This window comes from Pseudoflavonifractor gallinarum, from assembly GCF_014982855.1.
Lineage (GTDB): Bacteria > Bacillota > Clostridia > Oscillospirales > Oscillospiraceae > Pseudoflavonifractor_A > Pseudoflavonifractor_A gallinarum.
This window is the reverse complement of record NZ_JADCKF010000001.1, coordinates 36,447-55,112: the sequence shown is the minus strand read 5'-3', so window position 1 is coordinate 55,112 and position 18,666 is coordinate 36,447. Positions and strand designations below refer to the sequence as shown.

Here is an 18,666-nt window from a genome sequence, read left to right as displayed (position 1 = left end):
GGAAGGGGCGGCGGAATTCCGCCGCCCCGGGTCTTGTGTTTGGATGTGCGCTCTTATTTCTTGGGCAGCAGGACTTCCTTGCCGCCCATGTAGGGCTGGAGGACCTTGGGGATCTTCACGCTGCCGTCGGCCTGGAGGTTGTTCTCCAGCAGGGCGATGAGCATGCGGGGGGGAGCCACGCAGGTGTTGTTGAGGGTGTGAGCCAGGCAGACCTTGCCCTCGTCGTCCCGGTAGCGGATCTTCAGGCGGCGGGCCTGGGCGTCGCCCAGGTTGGAGCAGGAGCAGACCTCGAAGTACTTCTGTTGACGGGGGCTCCAGGCTTCGATGTCGCAGGACTTGACCTTCAGGTCGGCCAGGTCGCCGGAGCAGCACTCCAGCTGGCGCACGGGAATGTCGAAGTTGCGGAAGAGCTCCACGGAGTAGCGCCACATCTTCTCGTACCAGTCCATGGACTCCTCGGGCTTACAGACCACGATCATCTCCTGCTTCTCGAACTGGTGGATGCGGTAGACGCCGCGCTCCTCGATGCCGTGAGAGCCCTTCTCCTTCCGGAAGCAGGGGGAGTAGGAGGTGAGGGTCTGGGGCATCTTCTCGGCGGGGATGATCTGGTCGATGAAGCGGCCGATCATGGAGTGCTCGCTGGTGCCGATGAGGTAGAGGTCCTCGCCCTCGATCTTGTACATCATGGACTCCATGTCGGCGAAGGACATGACGCCCTCCACCACGTTGCCGTGGATCATGAAGGGGGGGATGCAGTAGGTGAAGCCCTTGTCGATCATAAAGTCACGGCCATAGGCCAGCACGGCCTCGTGGAGGCGGGCGATGTCGCCCAGCAGGTAGTAGAAGCCGGAGCCGGACACCCGGCCGGCGGCGTCCATGTCGATGCCGTCAAAGGACTCCATGATCTCGGTGTGGTAGGGGATGGGGTAGTCGGGCACCACGGGCTCGCCGAAGCGCTCCACCTCCACATTGGCGGAGTCGTCGGGACCGATGGGCACGGAGGGATCGATGATCTGGGGGATGACCAGCATGATCTTGCGGATCTCCTCGGCCAGCTCAGTCTCGCGACCCTCCAGATAGGCCAGACGGTCGGCGTCCGCCTTGACCTCAGCCTTGAGGGCCTCGGCCTCGGCCAGCTTGGAGGGGTCCTTCTTGGACTGGCCCATCAGCACGCCCACCTGCTTGGACTTGGAGTTGCGGGCGGTGCGCAGGTCCTGGGCCTCCTGGATGGTGGCGCGGTTCTCAGCGTCCAGCTCCAGCACCTTGTCCACCAGGGGGAGCTTCTCCTCCTGGAACTTCTTCTTGATATTTTCCTTGACCAGTTCGGGGTTTTCCCGGACAAAACGAATATCCAACATTGTGTTACACCTCGTCATTCAAAATCGCGCGGGGGGAAGCTCTGCCGCTCAGGGCTGGGCAGAGGGGGAAGGGGAGGGCGCGGAGGTCGTCTCCACATCCAGCAGGTCCAGGATATCCCGGTACTGCTCGGCAGGGGAGAGACCCTCCTGGCCGGTCAGGTTCTCGGTGGGGAGATACTGGGGAAGGCCGGTGGCCTCAAAGGCGGCGATGAGTTCCCGGGCCTTCGTGTAGTAGCCCCGGGAGTACTGCCGCTGGATGCGCCAGAACCAGTCCATGGCGGTGAGGGCCTGCTGAGAGGACTCCTTTTCCTCCGCCAGCTCCACCCGGCTGTCCTGGAGCTGTTCGTGGAGAGCCTCGTTGGCTTCCTCCAGCTCGGCCACCCGGTTTTTCAGATCCTCATTCTCCTGGAGCATGTTATCCAGGGTCTGCACGGTGGAATTGGAGGTCTGCTGCAGGTCGTTATAGCGTTCCTGATTGGTGCGCTGCTGCATAAAATAGGAGAGGAGCAACAGGAGGAAGGCCGCGGCAAAGAGGATCACCAGATAGAGGAGCACCGCGTTCTTCTTACCCGGCTTGGCGTGCTCCGCCTCATGCTGAAGAGGCTGCTCGTGGTTGTCATCGTGCACGGCTTATTCGACCTCCTTTCCGGAGGAGGGGAGCTGCTCCAGCACCTCCAGGAGAAGATTCAGGTCATCGGTATTGTAATACTCCAATTCGATTTTACCCTTCTTCTTACCATTTATAATATGCACCTTCCGGCCGAAGCGGCTGGAGAGATCCTTTTCCGCGTCCCGCAGGTAGAGGGAGAAGTCGGCGGCAGCCGGTGCGGCGGGGGTCTCATCCAGGGCCTCCTCCGACTTGGCCAGCCGCTTGGCCAGCGCCTCGGTCTGGCGGACGGAGAGTCCGTCATTGACCACCTTCTGAGCCAGCTTCTTCTGGAGCTCCTTCACGGGGCAGGAGAGGATGGCCCGGGCGTGACCTGCCGAGAGACGCCCCTCCTCCAACAGAAGGTGTACCGCGTCGGGCAGGGAGAGGAGACGCAGGGCGTTGGTCACGGCCGAGCGGGACTTGCCCACCCGCTTGGAGACCTCCTCCTGGGTGAGGCCGTACTCGTCGATGAGGGTCTGATAGCCGGCCGCTTCTTCGATGGGATTCAGGTCCTCCCGCTGGAGGTTTTCGATGAGGCCCAGCTCCATCACGGTGCGGTCGTCGGCCTCAATGATGACGGCGGGGACCTCATGGAGACCCGCCAGCTTGGCGGCCCGCCAGCGGCGCTCCCCGGCGATGATTTGATAATAGCCGGAGGAGAGGCGGCGGACGGTGAGGGGCTGGATGATGCCGTGGGTGCGGATGGAGTCGGCCAGATCGGCCAGCGTCTCATCGTCAAAGCGCTTGCGGGGCTGCTTGAGGCCCGGCTGTACCTCGGAGATGGGGAGGGAGAGGGAACCGCCCTCCTGGGGCTGAAGGGCGTTGTCGCCCAGCAGGGCGCCCAGGCCCTTGCCCAGTCCGCGGTCCTTTGAGGATGCCATATACTCAGTCCTTTCCTAAGTGATGTGAGCTTCAGGTGCGGTTCTGGTCCAGGACCTCCTGGGCCAGGGCGGCATAGGCCTCTGCACCCCGGGAAAAGCTGTCGTAGGCCGACACGGGAAGTCCGTGGCTGGGGGCCTCGGAGAGCCGTACATTGCGGGGGATGACGGTGGCATAGACCTGCCCGGGGAAATGGCGCTTGACCTCCTCGGCCACCTGGAGCGAGAGGTTGGTGCGCCCGTCGTACATGGTGAGGACCACGCCCTCCATGGTGATGTCCGGGTTGAGGGCCCGCTTGACGATCCGCACGGTGGAGAGGAGATCGGACAGTCCCTCCAGGGCATAGTATTCGCACTGGACCGGCACCAGGATGCTGTCAGCCGCACACAGGGCGTTGAGGGTGAGCAGCTCCAGAGAGGGAGGACAGTCAATGAAGATGTAGTCATAGTCTCCCGCCACTTTGGAGAGCGCGTCCTTGAGCCGGTATTCCCGCCGGTCCATGGCGATCATCTCCACCGTGGCGCCGGTGAGCGCCTTGTTGGTGGGGAGCACGTCGGCATAGTCGGTGTGAACGATGGCCTTGGTGATATCCGCGTCGTTGACCAACACATCATAGATGTTGGGAGAGGCGGTCACCTTGTCCACCCCAAAGCCGGACGTGGTGTTGGCCTGGGGATCAAAATCGCACACCAGTACCCGGGAGCCCAAGGCCTTCAGGGCGGCGGCCAGATTGACGCAGGTGGTAGTTTTGCCGACGCCGCCTTTCTGGTTGACGATTGCGATGGTTTTTGCCATAATGCACCTGCCTTTTACCTGCACGGTAGAATAAGTAAGTTGAATTTTGCCAAGTGGTTTCCATAATACAGCCCTGAGTGGGATAAAAGCAAAAACCACCGGAACATAGATTCAGCAGACCTTATTATAATGCCATCCTGGATGGAGCGCAACCGAAAATGCAAAAATAAAAAAACAACTCCGTATGTTTCACGTGAAACATACGGAGAGAGGGAAAAAAGAAGGGGAAGATGGTTTCACGTGAAACATCAGCTTCGACCGCGCTTTGGGATGCGAATGGTGAGCAGGATGGAGTCCTCAGTATCCTCCCGGTCACAGTTAGCATCTACCCCCGCGCTCTGCATCATGCTCAGTCCCTTGGTAATGGAATTGAGAAAGAGCCGGACATCCTTGAGGATAAAGACCGGCTTGCGCCGGGGAGCGGCCGGAGGAGGAGCCAGGAGAGAGTCAATGTACTCCTCAGTGCGGGCCACGGTGAGGGAGTGCTCCACCACATAGTGGGCGGCGGAGCGCTGCTCCTCGGCGGTGGGCAGACGGAGGAGGGCGCGGGCGTGCCGCTCGGAGTAGTGCTTCTCCCGCAGCAGGGCCAGTACATCGGGGGGGAGGCGGAGGAGCCGGAGCTTGTTGGCCACCGCAGACTGGGATTTTCCAATCTTCTGGGCGGCCTCCTCCTGGGAGAGGTGGAAGGTGCGAATCAGCTTGGCCAGAGCAGCTGCCTCTTCTACAAAATCCAGATCCCGCCGCTGGAGATTTTCAATGAGGGCCAGCAGAGAGGAGGCCTCATCATCTACATTGACCAGAATACAGGGAACCTGGGTCAGTCCTGCCATCTGAGAGGCGCGGAGCCGGCGCTCCCCGGAGACCAGCTCATAGCCGCTCTCCACCTTGCGCACTGAAAGGGGCTGAAGGATGCCATATAACCGGATGCTGGCGGCCAGTTCCTCCAAGCCGTCCTGGGCAAAGGCCTTGCGGGGCTGGTTCGGGTTGGGCGCAATGGCGTCGGCGGGGAGAAAGAGGACGCGGGTACTCTCAAAGAGTCCCTTTTTTCGAGATAAAAGCATGGGAGCTTCCCTCCTTGTCACAACAGATTTGATAACCATATTTTACCATACAATCGCGCAAAGGGAGGGGAAGGGGGTCGAGTGGGAAATATTTCCTAAAGCTCTGGTCGCCCTTGAAGCCGGCCGGAGCGCTGTGCTATACTGAAAGAACCCAAATCACGCGGGCCCGGGGCGGCATGCCCTGGTGGAAAGAGAGGAAAGGAGCCAACGGCTATGAGTCGGAAAGCAACCAATGTTGTGGCATATTTGACGCTGATTGGACTGATTATTGCGCTTTTGCTGGGGGACCGGGCGGCCTGCCGCTTTCACCTGAACCAGGCGCTGACCCTGTGTGTGTGCAGTCTGGTGCTCTCGGTGGTCTCGCAGATTTTAGCGGTCATCCCGGTGCTGGGCTGGCTGCTGCTGATCGTGGTACAGATCCTCTATCTGGTGCTGTTGGTGTTGACCATTGTGGGCATCATCAACGCGGCTCAGGATGTGGAGAAGCCCCTGCCCATCGTGGGAGGCATCCAACTTCTGCGATAAGAGAAAAACTGCGGCCGGATACCATTGGTATCCGGCCGCAGTTTTTTGTACTCAGGCCCGCAGGAAGCCTTTGCCGAAGATCTCGCTGGAATTGGCGATGATAAAGAAGGCCTGGGGATCGTTCTCCTTGAGGTAGCGGCGCAGGGCCACCGCCTGGCCCCGGGAGAGCGCGGTGAGGACCACCCAGTGCTTTTCGTGGGTATAGGCGCCCTCGCCCTCCCACACTGTGGCGCCCCGGTGGAGGCGGAGGGTGATGTAGTCGCAGGCCATACGGGGGTCGGAGGTGATGATAAAGAAGTTTTTCCGGCGGTTGAGGGATTCGATGACGCTGTCCACCAGCACCGATTTGAGCACCAGGCCCAGCATAGAGAAGAGACCGGTCTCCACATCGAAGATCAGGAAGGTGGAGGCGGCAATGACCACGTCGGACAGAAGCAGGGCCTTGCCCACATCCAGGCCGGTGTACTTTTTCAGAATCATGGCCACGATGTCGGTGCCGCCGGAGGAGGCGTTGATGTTGAAGAGGATGGCCGAGCCCAGGGCGGGGAAGATGACGGCAAAGAAGAGCTCCAGCATCTTCTCGTGGGTGAGGGGGGCATCCAGGGGACAGATCCACTCAAAGGCCTGGATGACCAGGGAGTAGAGGATGGAGCAGTAGACCGTGCGCAGGCCGAACCCACGGTTGAGCATGGCAAAGCCCAGGAAGAGGAAGAGAATATTGATCACGCCGTTGATGGCCGAGGCGCTCAGCCAGGGCCAGGGCGAGAGAGGGGCCAAAATCACGGCCAGGCCGGATACGCCGCCCATGGAGAAGTTGTTGGGAAATTTGAAGAAATACACGCCGATGGAGACCAGAACAATCCCCAGTGTCATGAGGAAAACGTCCCGGAGCCGTGCGTTCCATGATGCCTTCATGTCAGGTCATCCTCCTGTTGATGGATCTCTCCGATCCAGTAATGGGCTATGGACGTTCGGCCTGGACGGCGGTCCACAGGTTGTAGTTGCTATAGGTGGGGATGTTCCCCAGGCGCCAGAAGGAGAAGCCGGTGATGCCGAACATCTGGGCCAGATCGATCTTGTCCGCAATGCTCTGGGCATCCTCAAACCAGACCTGATAGCGCGCCCCGCTCTCGTCGGTGTAGATGGCGTAGGGATTGCGGGCGGTCTGGCTGTAAGTAACAGTGGTGTCGCTCTGGGCCAGGCGCTGGGAGAGGGTCTCCATGGTGGGACGGTAATACTTGCTCTCCAGCACACGCCCGTTCTCGTCGATCCGGAAGCCGGTGGTATCCATGGAGAAGGCCAAGGCCAGCTTGCTCTTGTCCTGCACGCCGGTGAGGGGGTCGGTGATCTCCACCAGGGCGGCATAGATCTTGGAGAAGGGGGTGAGGGCAAAGCTCTCCGAGGGGATGGAGCCCACCTTCAGGCCGGAGACCGGCGGGCGGTAGTCGTGGGCCATGAGGATGACCTTGTCACAGCTCTCCCCCAGGGATTTAAAGTCAAAGCCATTGTTATAGGGCCCGGGCTGGACGCACACGTAGAGACGCTTGTCCGCCGGAAGGGCGGCACGCAGTTCGGACATAAAGGAGGCAAAGTGCTCCTTCAGGCCGTCCTTGTCCTTGAGTCCCTCAAAGTCAATGGTGATGCCCGCATAGTCGGACGCGGCGGCGGCCAGCGCGGCCACGGCCTGGGCCCGGCTGGCAGAAGAGGCGGTCACGGCCGCCACAGTGGAAGTGGTGGTGCCGTCCGGGAGGGTGATGGAGTCGGAAGCGCTTCCAAAGACACACAGGTTATAGGGGATGCCATTGCTTTCAAAATAGCCGGTGGCCGCCTCGCTCTGAGCGGGGATTTTCCAGTCGTTGCCCTCCGCGCTGGTGGTGTTGAGGACCGCTCCCCGCTGGGGATCGTACTCCATCCGGGCCCAGCCCACCGAGACGGCGTCCATCTGCCGGGTCAGGTCGATCTGGCTGTACGAGGAGAGAGCATAGAACCCATGGAGCCACTCAATGGTGGAGGTATAGCGCTCATAGACCTGCACCAGCATGGTGGCGGCCTCGGCCCGTGTGGCCGAGCTGGCGGGCTTGAAGAGAAGCTTGCCGTCCTCCTCGATGCCCGAGACCATGCCGATGTGGTAGGCCAGGGAGATATAGCCCTGGTTCTCGGTCACGTCGGAGAAGGGCAGATCGGCCGCGGCGCTCTTTGCCAGCGTGTCATAGCCCAGGGCCTTGACCAGCATGACGGCCATTTCCTCCCGGCTGATGTAGTCGTCGGGGCGGAAGCTACCACCCGCGTCCATGACGCCGTGGGCCCGGGCCGCCTCCACATAGCCGTAGGCCCAGTGGGAGGAGGGACAGTCGATGAAGCTGGCGTGATCGGGCCGGACCGCCTCCCAGGAGAACATCTGGCAGAGGATGGTCACAAAGGAAGCGCGGTTGAGGTTGTCGGCCACGCCGAAGCGGCCGTCCTCATAGCCCACCATCAGGCCGTAATTGGTGGCCCGCTGGATGACCGACTCGGCCCAGTGGCCGGCGGTATCGCTGTAAGCCAGAGCGGGGGCGGACAGAGAGAGCATCAATCCGGCGGAAAGCGCCAGAGAGAGAAGTCTGCGTCGCATGAAAAAACCTCCTTATGAATCAGCGGATGGATAACTCGATCGGGTGAGACTCCTGTCCGGGAGGAGAACCCGGACAGATGCCGCTTTCATTGTAGCAGGCGAAGGAAGTAAACGCAATGGATACCCGGACGGAAGGGGTCGAACTGTGGTGGAACAACAAAATATTTTGTTTCTAAGAAAACCATTTTTCGATGAAAAGGGGGTGACGGAGGTGCTTTTTTTTGCTATGATAAAACAAAGAGAAAGTCCCTCGCGGGACCAATGAATGACGAGAATGGGAGAAGAGCTATGAAACTGTTGGAAGAGCGCATTCGCAAGGATGGCACCATCCGGGGCACCGAGGTGCTCAAGGTAGACCGTTTCCTCAATCATCAGATGGATATCGGCCTCATCAATGAGATCGGCAAGGAGTTCAAGCGCCTGTACGGGGACTGCGGCGTGAACAAAATTCTCACCATCGAAGCCTCGGGCATCGGCATTGCGTGCATCACCGCGCAGTTTTTTAACGTGCCCGTGATCTTTGCCAAGAAGAACAAGACCAAGAACATCGCCGGCGATGTGTACACCTCCAAGGTGGAGTCCTTCACCCACGGAAAGGTGTACGATATCATCGTGTCCAAGGAGTTTTTGGGCCCTGAGGACCGTGTGCTCCTCATCGACGACTTCCTGGCCAACGGCAGCGCGCTCCAGGGTCTGATCAACCTGGTGCGGGACGCGGGCGCCACCCTGGTGGGCGCCGGCATCTGCGTGGAGAAGGCCTTCCAGCCCGGCGGCGACCTGATTCGCTCCATGGGCGTGCGGGTGGAGTCTCTGGCCCGGGTCAAGTCTATGGACGAGGCCACCAACTCCATCGAGTTCTGCGAATAAGAACCGCGGGAGAGGTGCGCGCCTCTCCCGTTTTTTCTCTTGCAGGTATTGCGCAGATCATATGTCTATTACGGCACGCGCCGTTATAGGATACACAAGGACACTCTTGCAAAGACCAATGTGAAAAGGAGGAACATGGTATGAAAAAGCGGATTTTGGCGATGCTCCTGGCCGGTACGCTGGCCGTAGGGCTGGCCGCCTGCGGCGGCGGTGAGGAAACTCCGGCTCCCAGCGGAAGCGGCGGGGGAGAGACGGCCGGTGTAGCCAAGGAGGAGCTGAAGGTAGGCTTTGTCCACATCGGCGACGAGAGCGACATGGGCTACACCTACAACATGGTCCAGGGCGTCAAAGAGATGCAGGCCAATCTGGGTCTCTCCGACGACCAGATCATCACCAAGTACAACATCCCGGAAAACGATGCCTGCGCCGATGCCCTCAACGACCTGATCGACCGGGAATGCGACATCATCTTCGCCACCAGCTTTGGCTTTGGTGACTATGTGACCATGGCGGCCCGGGAGAATCCCGACATCCAGTTCTGCCATGCCACCGGTACCCAGGCCCACACAGAGGATCTGCCCAACCTGCATAACTGCTTTGCCAACATCTACGAGGGCCGCTACCTGGCCGGTATCGCCGCCGGCATGAAGGCCAAGGAGATCGGCAATCCCAAGCTGGGCTATGTGGGCGCCTATCCCTATGCCGAGGTTATTTCGGGCTACACCGCCTTCTATCTGGGCGCCAAGAGCGTCTACCCCGAAGTGACCATGGACGTCATCTATACCAATACCTGGAATGACGCCAGCCTGGAGAGCCAGACCGCTCAGGCCCTCATCGACCGGGGCTGCGGCGTGGTGAGCCAGCACTCCGACTCCACCGGCCCCGCCACCACCGCCGAGATGAACGGCGCCTTCCAGGTGGGCTACAACGCCGACATGACCGAGGCCGCTCCCGGTGCCTCCCTCCTGTCCACCCGCATCGACTGGGGCATCTACTTCACCGAGGCGGTCCAGGCAGTCCTGGACGGCAAGGAGATCCCCAAGGACTGGAGCCAGGGCTATGCCGACGGCGCCGTCCTCCTTACCCCCCTGAATGAGGCCATCGCCGCCGAGGGCACCCAGGAGGCCATCGAGGCCGCCGAGGCCGGCCTGAAGGACGGCAGCCTCCAGGTCTTTGCCGGTCCGCTGCACGGCGTGTCCTACAACCCCGACGGCAGCGAGAAGGACGTGCTGGACCTGGCTGAGGGCGAGGCCTTCATCGAGAGCGATGTGGCCGGCGGCAAGACCAGCGCCCCCTACTTTGACTATATTGTGGACGGCATCACCGTGGTGTCCGACCAGTAACCGAGAGCAACCGACGGCAACACCCCGGGCGGGGCTGCGCATTCCCGCAGCCCCGCCCTTTTTTCCACAGGGCGCTGCCCAAACTGAGCAAGAGAGGTGAGCACATGGATAACCAGGCCAACTATGCCATCGAGCTGCGGGAGCTGACCAAGACCTTTGGCGAGGTGGTGGCCAACGACAAGGTCTCCCTGACCCTGCGCCGGGGAGAGATCCTCTCCCTGCTGGGAGAAAACGGAAGCGGTAAGACCACACTGATGAACATGCTCTCGGGCATCTATTTTCCCGACCATGGCTCCATCCTGGTGGACGGGAAGGAGGTCACCATCCGCTCCCCCAAGGACGCCCACGACCTGGGCATCGGCATGATCCACCAGCACTTCAAGCTGGTGGACGTGCTGACGGCCGCCGAGAATATCATTCTGGGTCTCAAGGGGGGCGGGCGTCTGGACCGGCGGGAAGTGGGGCGCCAGGTCAAGGCCATCAGTGAGAAATACGGCTTTGAAATCGACCCGGATCAGAAGGTGTACGACATGTCGGTCTCCCAGAAGCAGACGGTGGAGATCGTCAAGGTCCTCTACCGGGGCGCCAATATTCTCATTTTGGACGAGCCCACCGCCGTTCTCACCCCCCAGGAGACCGCCAAGCTCTTTGCCGTTCTCCGCAACATGCGGGGCGACGGCAAGTCCATCATCATCATCACCCACAAGCTCCACGAGGTCATGGCCATCTCCGACCAGGTGGCCGTCCTGCGCAAGGGCCAATACATCGGTACCGTCCCCACCTGTGAGACCAATCCCCAGAAGCTCACCGAGATGATGGTGGGCCATGCGGTGAGCCTGAACATCGACCGGCCCAAGACGGAGTATCAGGACCTGCGTCTGGAGGTCAAGGGACTCAACTGCCGGGGGGCAGAGGGAGTCAAGGCCCTGGAGGATGTGTCCTTTGAGGCCCGGGGCGGCGAGATCCTGGGCATCGCCGGGATCGCCGGTTCGGGCCAGAAGGAGCTGCTGGAGGCCATCGCGGGACTCCAGAAGGTGGAGTCGGGGCATATCTTCTACTACCCGCCCCATCCCAATTCGGAGATCGCCGGACTCCATGTCCCGGTGGACAAGGCCGGAGAGGAGCTGGTGGGGAAGACTCCCACCCAGATCCAGAAGATCGGGGTCTCCCTGGCCTTCGTACCCGAGGACCGGCTGGGCATGGGCCTGGTGGCCAGCATGGACATGGTGGACAACATGATGCTCAAGACCTATCGGCAGGGCAAGGGCCCTCTGGTGGACCGGAAGCCGCCCCGGGAGCTGGCCATGCGGCTGAAGGAGGAGCTGGAGATCGTGGCGCCCAGCATCTCCACCCCGGTGCGCCGCCTCTCGGGCGGCAACGTGCAGAAGGTGCTGGTGGGACGAGAGATCGCCTCCAGCCCCACGGTGCTCATGACGGCCTACCCGGTGCGGGGACTGGACATCAATTCCTCCTACACCATCTACAACCTTCTCAATGAGCAGAAGAAGCGGGGGGTGGCCGTCATCCTGGTGGGTGAGGATCTGGACGTGCTGCTGGAGCTGTGCGACCGCATCCTGGTGCTCTGCGGCGGCCGGGTCAGCGGCATCGTGGACGCGGAACAGACCACCAAGGAGGAGGTGGGCCTCCTCATGACCCACCTGAGCGGGACTGGAAAGGAGGGTGCGGCGGTATGAGCGTACACACCGAACACAGAGAGCCACTGATTCGTCTGGCCAAGCGGGACGACATCCCCCGCGCCCAGGCGTGGGCCATCCGGGCCGCGGCCATCCTGCTGGCCCTGGTCACCGGCGGACTCATCATCGCGGTGCTGGGGCACAACCCCATCCAGGTCTACGCCTCCATGGTGGAGGGGTCCCTGGGCAAGAGCCGGGTCCTGCGGGAGACCGTGAAAAAGGCCATCCCTCTGCTGGGTGCGGCGGTGGCCATCGCCCCCGCCTTCAAGATGAAGTTCTGGAACATCGGCGCGGAGGGCCAGATCCTGGCCGGCGGCATCGCGGCCAGCTACTTTGCCCTCTTCTGGGCGGACAGCCTGCCCCGGCCGGTCCTGCTGGTGGTCATGGCAGTGGCCGGCATCCTGGCCGGCGGAGTGTGGGGACTCATCCCCGCGGTCTTCAAGGCCCGGTGGGGGACCAACGAGACCCTGTTTACCCTGATGCTCAACTACATCGTCCTGGGGTTTGTAAGGTATCTCCAGGCCGGACCCTGGGGCCCCGACCTGAACGCCAACGGCTATCCCAAGATCCCCATGTTTGACTCGGCGGCCCTGCTGCCCAAGGCGCTGGGCGTCCACATCGGCTGGATCATCGTCCTGGCGGTGACCGCCCTCATGTTCGGCTATCTCAAATACAGCAAGCAGGGCTATGAGATCGCCGTGGTGGGCGAGAGCGTGCGCACCGCCCAGTATGCGGGCATGAACGTATCCCACATCATCCGGCGCACCATGTTCCTCTCGGGCGGCATCGCGGGGCTGGTTGGCTTCCTCCAGGTGTCGGGGGCCAGCGGCACCCTCACCGAGAACACCGCCGGCGGTATCGGCTTTACCGCCATTACGGTGGCGTGGCTTGCCAAGCTCAACCCCTTTGTCATGATCGCCATTGCCGCGCTGCTGGCCATCCTGGAAAAGGGCGCGGATACCATCCAGACCCTCTATACCATCCCGGCTTCGGCGGCTGACATGCTCACGGGCATCGTGCTCTTCTTCATGCTGGGATGTGAGTTCTTCATCAGCTACCGGCTCATCGTCCGGGGAAAGGGGGAGCGTACGCATGAGTAATCTGTTTTCCATTGCCTTTGTCATGGCCGCTGTGGCGGCGGGGGCGCCCCTGCTCTTCGGCACACTGGGAGAGATCCTCACCGAGAAATCGGGCAACCTGAACCTCGGTGTGGAGGGCATGATGTACATGGGCGGCGTGGCCGGTCTGGCCGGGGCCTATTACTACGAGCAGATGGCCGGTCCCGCGGCCTCCGGCGTGACGGCGGCGGTCATCGCCACGGTGTGTGCCTTCCTGTGCGCGGCCTTCGGGGCGCTTCTGTACAGCGTGCTCACCATCACCCTGCGGGCCAACCAGAACGTGACCGGTCTGGCCCTGACCATCTTCGGCACCGGCTTCGGCAACCTGGTGGGCGAGGCCATGGGCAACGCCGCCGGCGGCTTTGTGGCGGTGAGCCAGAGCACCAAGAGCGTCTTCAACGGCGGCATCCCGGTGCTTCAAGACCTGCCGGTGGTGGGGAAGCTCCTCTTCTCCTACAACTATCTGGTCTATCTGGCGGTGCTGGTGGCGGTCGTTCTCTCGCTGTTCCTGAATCACAGCCGGCTGGGCCTCAACCTGCGCTCGGTGGGTGAGAATCCGGGCACGGCCGATGCGGCCGGCATCAATGTGACGGCCTACCGGTATCTGGCCACCTGCATCGGCGGCGGGATCTCGGGCCTGGGCGGTATGTACATCGTCATGGCCCAGCAGCAGGGCGTCTGGGTGCACAACTGCATCGCAGGTAAAGGCTGGATCGCCGTGGCTCTGGTCATCTTCGCCACCTGGAGCCCGGCCCGGGCGCTGGCGGGCAGCCTGGTGTTCGGCGGACTGTCGGTGCTGCGCCTGTACATGAACTGGGGCGGGAACCGTCTGGCCCCCATCTATGACATCGTGCCCTACATCGCCACGGTGGTGGTCCTCATCGCCGTGAGCATCCGGCAGCGCCGGGAGAGCCAGCCCCCCGCCAACCTGGGCAACGCCTATTTCCGGGAAGAGCGATAACAAGGGCTGCTCCGCAAACTAAGCCATAAACGCAGAAAAACCTCCTGTCCGGCATACCCGCCGGGCAGGAGGTTTTGCGGTTGAGAGGACGCATATGGGAGTGCCCTCTGTGGCTATATGTAGCATATCTCTCACAAAATGAGAGGGCCAAACGAAAACGACAAGGGCCGGACGCCTGCTCCTGACGTCCGGCCCCTGCCTTAGGAAAGAGGATACAATGAAATGAAAAGAAACTGTCTCTTGCAGGTATTATAATAGCCGAGAGTTGTTAACAAATCAGCGAAAAGGTGTTACAAGAGTTTTAAATCTTTTTGGATTTTATGTAAAGGTCTCACGAGACGGGGCAGACGCCGCATCGGAGGGGGACGAAACGGATTTCGCCGCCTTACGCTTGTCCCGGAGACGCTGGAAAAAAGCCTGGAGCAGCGCGGCGCACTCCTCCTCCAAAAGGCCGCTGTGGACCTGGGGGTGGTGGTTGAAGGGCTGGGCAAAGAGGTCCAGCACCGACCCGCAGCAGCCCGCCTTGGCGTCGGCCGCGCCGTACCACACCTGGGGGATGCGGGCGTTGATGATGCCTCCGGCACACATGGGGCAGGGCTCCAGCGTCACATAGAGGGTGGCCTTGTGGAGCCGCCATCCACCCAAAAGGGCGTTGGCCTGGCGGATGGCCTCCAGCTCGGCATGGGCCAGGGCGTCTTTCCCGGTCTCCCGGCGGTTGCGGCCACGGCCGACCACCCGCCCATCCTCCCAGACGATGACGCAGCCGACCGGCACCTCGCCCTCCTCCATGGCCTCCCGGGCTAAATCCAGGGCCATGCGCATATAGTCCTCATGGGTCATGAAAGCCATCCCCTTTCGCTTGCTCTCCCCGCAGGGGCAGCATTAGCATACCTGTTTTTCCCGGGCGGCGCAAGGGGAGAAAGGAGAAGTTGGAGCGGAAAAAAGATGGCGTGGGGGAAAACTCTATGGTATAATCATGTGATGATGTCTGGGGAAATGCTAGGCATCGGGAGAAGAACAGGAGAATAGGTGAGCATATTTGATTGAAGTTTTGTTGATTGCGGTAAGTTTGGCCCTGGACGCCTTTGCGGTATCCGTGTCCAGCGGTATCTCAGTCCCTGGCTTCGGCTGGAAGCAGGCCGTGCGCATGGGCCTCTATTTCGGCTTTTTCCAGTTTGCCATGCCCCTGATCGGTTGGTTCCTGGGGACCAGCGTCAGCGGCTACATCGAGGCGCTGGACCACTGGGTGGCCTTCGCCCTGCTGGCGGTCATCGGCGGACGCATGGTCTGGGGCGCAAGGGACGACTCCTGTGAGACCGAGAGCGGCCCCGTGGAGCTGACCTGCCGCCGCCTGGTGATGCTGGCGGTGGCCACCAGCATTGACGCGCTGGCCGTGGGAGTCTCCATGGCCTTCATGAAGAACGTGAACATTTTCTCGTCCGCCCTGGTGATCGGCGTGGTGGCCTTTGGCCTGTCGGTAGTGGGCGGTCTGGCGGGACGCCGGCTGGGATGCCTCTTTCAGAAGCGGGCGGAGCTGGTGGGCGGACTGGTGCTCATCGGCATCGGCCTGAAAATCCTGCTGGAACATCTCTTGGGATAAGGGGGTAATCGGATGGGACTCTGGAGCGATCTGCACCTGGATATGGACCGCCACCGGGCGGTCACCCTGGTGGGAGGCGGCGGAAAGACCACCACCATGTATGCCCTGGCCCGGGAGGCCCGGGAGGCGGGGAAGCGGGTGATCGTGACCACCACCACCCACATCATGCCCCACCCCCGCATTTTTCTCACGGACGACCCCGCGCCGGAGCATTTGCGCCAGTGCCTGGAGCGCCATGGGATCATCACCCTGGGCACCCTGGGCCGGGCGGACAAGCTGTGCGGCACGGGAGAGATCGGCCTTTGCCGCTCGGTGGCCGACGTGGTCCTGGTGGAGGGGGACGGAGCCCGGATCCGGCCTCTGAAGATCCCGGCCGACCATGAGCCGGTCATCCCACCGGAGAGCGACGCGGTGGTGGCGGTAGCCGGGATGGACGCCCTGGACAAGCCTATCGGTGAGATCTGCCACCGGGCCGACCTGGTGGCGGCCTTTCTGGGGAAAACGCTGGAGGACAAGGTCACCGAGGCCGATATGACGGCGATCCTCTCCAGCGAGCGAGGGAGCCGGAAGAATGTGGCCCCCGGCATGGCATACCGGTGCCTGCTGAATAAGACGGATACTCCGGCCCTGCGGGAGCGGGCCCGGGTCATCGCCGCCGGTCTGGACCGGCTGGGTATTTTCACGCTCATCAAGAGCTATGAGGAAAAGGAGCGAGGAGGACTATGCTGGTTCTGATCAAAGGCGCGGGAGACCTGGCCACAGGGGTGGCCTACCGGCTTTACCGGGCGGGCTATTCGATCGTAATGACCGATATTGAACAGCCCACCGCGGTGCGGCGGACGGTGGCCTTCTGCCAGTGTATCTATGACGGCACCGCCACGGTGGAGGGGGTCACCTCCCGCCGGGTGGAGACCGTGGAGGAAGTCAAGGCCTGTCTGGAGCGGGGGGAGATCCCCGTGCTGGTGGACCCGGAGGCGGCCATCCGCACCCAGATGCCCTTTGACGCCGAGGTGGACGCCATCCTGGCCAAGTATAATGTCAACACCCGGATAGACGACGCCCCCATCGTGCTGGCCCTGGGGCCCGGCTTCACCGCCGGGGTAGACTGCCGCGGCGTCATTGAGACCAAGCGGGGCCACTATCTGGGCCGCCTGATCCTGGAGGGGTCGGCCATCCCCAACACGGGCGTGCCCGGCGATGTGGGAGGCTACACCACCCAGCGGATCATCCGCGCCTGCCGGGACGGCATCTTCCACCCGGTGGCCCACATCGGCGACATGGTCGCTGAGGGAGATGTGGTGGCCACTGTGGACGGCGAGCCGGTCTATGCCCTGATGCCCGGTACGGTCCGGGGCATGCTGCCCGACGGGCTGCGGGTCAAGCAGGGGATGAAGTCGGGGGACATCGATCCCCGGTGTGAGTGCAACCACTGCTTCACGATCTCGGACAAGGCCCGGGCCATCGGCGGTGGCGTGCTGGAGGGCCTGCTCTATTTCCAGAACCGGAAGGGATAAAGACGACCCCGCCTCCAGGGCGGGAAACCGATGATACAGAGGAGAATGATCCATGGAACGACTGATTTTATGCGGCGGCGGCCATGTGTCGCTGGAAGTGGCCTACATGGCCAGCCATCTGGAATTTGAAGTGGTGGTCATCGACGACCGGGAGGAGTTTGCCAACCCCGAGCGCTTCCCCATGGCTGCGCAGGTGCTGTGCAAGCCCTTCCTGGAGGCCCTGGACGAGCTGGGCAGCCGGAGCGACGACTACTATGTGATCCTGACCCGGGGACATGCCTTCGACGGAGAGTGCCTGGCCAAGGTGCTCCAGGGCGACTACGCCTATGTGGGTATGATCGGCAGCAAGATCAAGGTGGCCGCTGTGATGAAGCGGATGAAGGAGCTTGGCTTCCACGCCAACGTGCTGGCTGGGGTACACTCTCCCGTGGGACTCCAGATCGGCGCGCAGACTCCGGCGGAGATCGCCGTATCCATCTTGGGTGAGGTCATCCAGGAGCGGGCGCGCAAGGGCCCCGGAACGCCGCCTCCTCCCAGTGAGAAGGGCGTGCTGTGCACCATTACCCGCAAGAGCGGCTCCGCGCCCCGGGGTGAGGGGACCTGGATGCTGGTGCATCCTGACGGGACGTGCGTGGGTACCATCGGCGGCGGCGCGGTGGAGTACCGGGCCAAGCTGGACGCCCTGGAGATGATGAAGAACGGCGTGGAGCGGGAGCACAAGCTCTACGATCTCTCCCACGCGGCGGCCGAGCTGGGCATGGTCTGCGGCGGCAAGATCGAAGTGGACTTTGAGAACCGAAAGGGTTGATCGCCATGAAAGAGATCCTGATGTTTGTCCAGGCGGGCTGCCCCCACTGTAAGCGCGCCCTCAAGTGGCATGAGGCGCTGACCGCCAAGTTCCATCCCGAGTGGGCCCAGGTGCCCCTGCGCATCGTGGATGAGGAAGTGGAGAAGGAGCTGGCCGACGCCCACGACTACTACTATGTGCCCACCTACTATGTGGACGGAGTGAAGATCCATGAGGGTCCCGTCACCCAGCAGGATGTGGAGAAGGTCTTTGCGGCTGCCATGAGCGCCGAATAAGTCAAAAAATACCCCCTGTCCACCGAGGACAGGGGGTATTTTTATGTCTGGGGGAGATCCTCCGGGCGGTCGATATCAAAGAGCTCCCGGGGATGGGCGGCCGGCACCAGGTGCAGAAGCTCCTTGTGACGGCGGATGACCTGGCCGCCGCCGGTATCGCCGGTGAGGGCCAGAAGCTCGGGAAAGAGGGCGGAGGGGAACAGGGCGGGATTGCCCCGCCGCTCCCCATAGCAGAGGGAGCAGATCCGGTCCGGGTAGGACTGGAAGGCCTCCAGCAGAGCATTCACGCTCTCCGGAGTGAGCCAGGGCTGATCGCACACGCCGAAGAGGATGCCGTCCAGGTCCATACAGGCCCGAGTCCCCAGGGTGACCGAGGCGGAGATCCCCCGCGCGGCCTCCGGGTTGGGAAGGGGGAGAAAACCCGCCTTCCGGCCCAGGGAGAGGATAGACTCATACTGACTCACCACCACCCGGCGGGCAAAGGGGGCACCGGCATAGAGGGTGAGCGCCCGCTGGACCAGGGGCACCCCCTCCACCGGCAGAAGGAGCTTATTGGAGCCAAAGCGCCGGCCAAATCCCGAGGCCATCAGGACGCATCCGATCTCCAT

At 62.2% G+C, this 18,666-nt stretch carries 20 protein-coding genes; 11 read left to right on the top strand and 9 right to left on the bottom strand.

Annotation, left to right across the window (positions count from 1 at the left end):
• Positions 1-53 precede the first annotated feature (53 nt).
• From serS to INF37_RS00225, 5 genes are all read right to left on the bottom strand, one after another.
• The gene (gene serS, locus INF37_RS00245) at positions 54-1,358 is read right to left on the bottom strand and encodes a serine--tRNA ligase (RefSeq protein ID WP_101692597.1); all 1,305 of its coding nucleotides are present in this window, start codon (positions 1,356-1,358) and stop codon (positions 54-56) included.
• A gap of 48 nt (positions 1,359-1,406) precedes the next feature.
• Positions 1,407-1,985 carry a hypothetical protein gene (locus INF37_RS00240; protein WP_193535656.1) on the bottom strand — a complete coding sequence of 193 codons (579 nt, stop codon included), beginning with the start codon at positions 1,983-1,985 and terminating at the stop codon, positions 1,407-1,409.
• Positions 1,986-1,988: 3 nt separating this feature from the next.
• Complete coding sequence (locus INF37_RS00235) at positions 1,989-2,888, bottom strand: ParB/RepB/Spo0J family partition protein (protein WP_193535654.1); 900 nt, start codon at positions 2,886-2,888, stop codon at positions 1,989-1,991.
• A 31-nt stretch (positions 2,889-2,919) separates the two neighbouring features.
• Positions 2,920-3,681 carry a ParA family protein gene (locus tag INF37_RS00230; RefSeq protein WP_101692600.1) on the bottom strand — a complete coding sequence of 254 codons (762 nt, stop codon included), beginning with the start codon at positions 3,679-3,681 and terminating at the stop codon, positions 2,920-2,922.
• 248 nt (positions 3,682-3,929) lie between these two features.
• A complete protein-coding gene (locus INF37_RS00225) occupies positions 3,930-4,742 on the bottom strand; it encodes a ParB/RepB/Spo0J family partition protein (RefSeq protein WP_101692601.1) in 813 nt (270 codons plus the stop codon).
• A 213-nt stretch (positions 4,743-4,955) separates the two neighbouring features.
• Here INF37_RS00225 and INF37_RS00220 point away from each other — a divergent pair, with 213 nt between their 5' ends.
• A complete protein-coding gene (locus tag INF37_RS00220) occupies positions 4,956-5,267 on the top strand; it encodes a hypothetical protein (protein WP_101692602.1) in 312 nt (103 codons plus the stop codon).
• Positions 5,268-5,318: 51 nt separating this feature from the next.
• Here the strand turns inward: INF37_RS00220 and INF37_RS00215 are convergent, their stop codons facing one another.
• Positions 5,319-6,182 carry a YitT family protein gene (locus INF37_RS00215; protein WP_186963215.1) on the bottom strand — a complete coding sequence of 288 codons (864 nt, stop codon included), beginning with the start codon at positions 6,180-6,182 and terminating at the stop codon, positions 5,319-5,321.
• A 46-nt stretch (positions 6,183-6,228) separates the two neighbouring features.
• The gene (locus INF37_RS00210) at positions 6,229-7,878 is read right to left on the bottom strand and encodes an S-layer homology domain-containing protein (RefSeq protein ID WP_193535652.1); all 1,650 of its coding nucleotides are present in this window, start codon (positions 7,876-7,878) and stop codon (positions 6,229-6,231) included.
• Between the two features lie 288 nt (positions 7,879-8,166).
• Between INF37_RS00210 and INF37_RS00205 the strand changes: the two genes are divergently transcribed.
• The 5 genes from INF37_RS00205 (at position 8,167) to INF37_RS00185 (ending at position 13,861) form a co-directional block, all read left to right on the top strand.
• A complete protein-coding gene (locus INF37_RS00205) occupies positions 8,167-8,745 on the top strand; it encodes a xanthine phosphoribosyltransferase (RefSeq protein ID WP_101692605.1) in 579 nt (192 codons plus the stop codon).
• 140 nt (positions 8,746-8,885) lie between these two features.
• Entirely contained in the window at positions 8,886-10,088 is a 1,203-nt protein-coding gene (locus tag INF37_RS00200; protein WP_101692606.1) for a BMP family ABC transporter substrate-binding protein, read from the top strand.
• A 104-nt stretch (positions 10,089-10,192) separates the two neighbouring features.
• Positions 10,193-11,782 carry an ABC transporter ATP-binding protein gene (locus INF37_RS00195; protein ID WP_193535650.1) on the top strand — a complete coding sequence of 530 codons (1,590 nt, stop codon included), beginning with the start codon at positions 10,193-10,195 and terminating at the stop codon, positions 11,780-11,782.
• The gene (locus INF37_RS00190) at positions 11,779-12,882 is read left to right on the top strand and encodes an ABC transporter permease (RefSeq protein WP_193535648.1); all 1,104 of its coding nucleotides are present in this window, start codon (positions 11,779-11,781) and stop codon (positions 12,880-12,882) included. Before INF37_RS00195 ends, INF37_RS00190 begins: the two co-directional genes overlap by 4 nt.
• Positions 12,875-13,861 (top strand): ABC transporter permease, encoded by a 987-nt coding sequence (locus tag INF37_RS00185; RefSeq protein ID WP_101692609.1) that lies wholly within the window; start codon positions 12,875-12,877, stop codon positions 13,859-13,861. The genes INF37_RS00190 and INF37_RS00185 overlap by 8 nt, the downstream gene beginning before the upstream one ends.
• A gap of 318 nt (positions 13,862-14,179) precedes the next feature.
• On the opposite strand, the gene tadA is transcribed toward INF37_RS00185, so the two are convergent.
• Positions 14,180-14,701: a tRNA adenosine(34) deaminase TadA gene (tadA, locus tag INF37_RS00180; RefSeq protein ID WP_101692610.1), complete on the bottom strand. Its 522-nt coding sequence runs from the start codon at positions 14,699-14,701 to the stop codon at positions 14,180-14,182.
• 199 nt (positions 14,702-14,900) lie between these two features.
• Between tadA and INF37_RS00175 the strand changes: the two genes are divergently transcribed.
• From INF37_RS00175 to INF37_RS00155, 5 genes are read left to right on the top strand one after another with little or no spacing between them, the layout of a single operon-like run.
• A complete protein-coding gene (locus INF37_RS00175; RefSeq protein WP_186963220.1) occupies positions 14,901-15,461 on the top strand; it encodes a manganese efflux pump MntP in 561 nt (186 codons plus the stop codon).
• Between the two features lie 12 nt (positions 15,462-15,473).
• Positions 15,474-16,196, top strand: coding sequence for a selenium cofactor biosynthesis protein YqeC (yqeC, locus tag INF37_RS00170; protein WP_101692612.1), 723 nt, complete (start codon positions 15,474-15,476; stop codon positions 16,194-16,196).
• On the top strand, positions 16,184-16,975 hold the full coding sequence (yqeB, locus tag INF37_RS00165; protein WP_193535646.1) for a selenium-dependent molybdenum cofactor biosynthesis protein YqeB: 792 nt from the start codon (positions 16,184-16,186) through the stop codon (positions 16,973-16,975). The genes yqeC and yqeB overlap by 13 nt, the downstream gene beginning before the upstream one ends.
• A gap of 52 nt (positions 16,976-17,027) precedes the next feature.
• On the top strand, positions 17,028-17,783 hold the full coding sequence (locus INF37_RS00160) for an XdhC family protein (protein WP_101692614.1): 756 nt from the start codon (positions 17,028-17,030) through the stop codon (positions 17,781-17,783).
• Between the two features lie 5 nt (positions 17,784-17,788).
• Positions 17,789-18,058 (top strand): thioredoxin family protein, encoded by a 270-nt coding sequence (locus INF37_RS00155; protein ID WP_101692676.1) that lies wholly within the window; start codon positions 17,789-17,791, stop codon positions 18,056-18,058.
• A 41-nt stretch (positions 18,059-18,099) separates the two neighbouring features.
• Here INF37_RS00155 and INF37_RS00150 read toward each other — a convergent pair whose 3' ends face one another.
• Positions 18,100-18,666 carry a nucleotidyltransferase family protein gene (locus INF37_RS00150; RefSeq protein ID WP_235964089.1) on the bottom strand — a complete coding sequence of 189 codons (567 nt, stop codon included), beginning with the start codon at positions 18,664-18,666 and terminating at the stop codon, positions 18,100-18,102.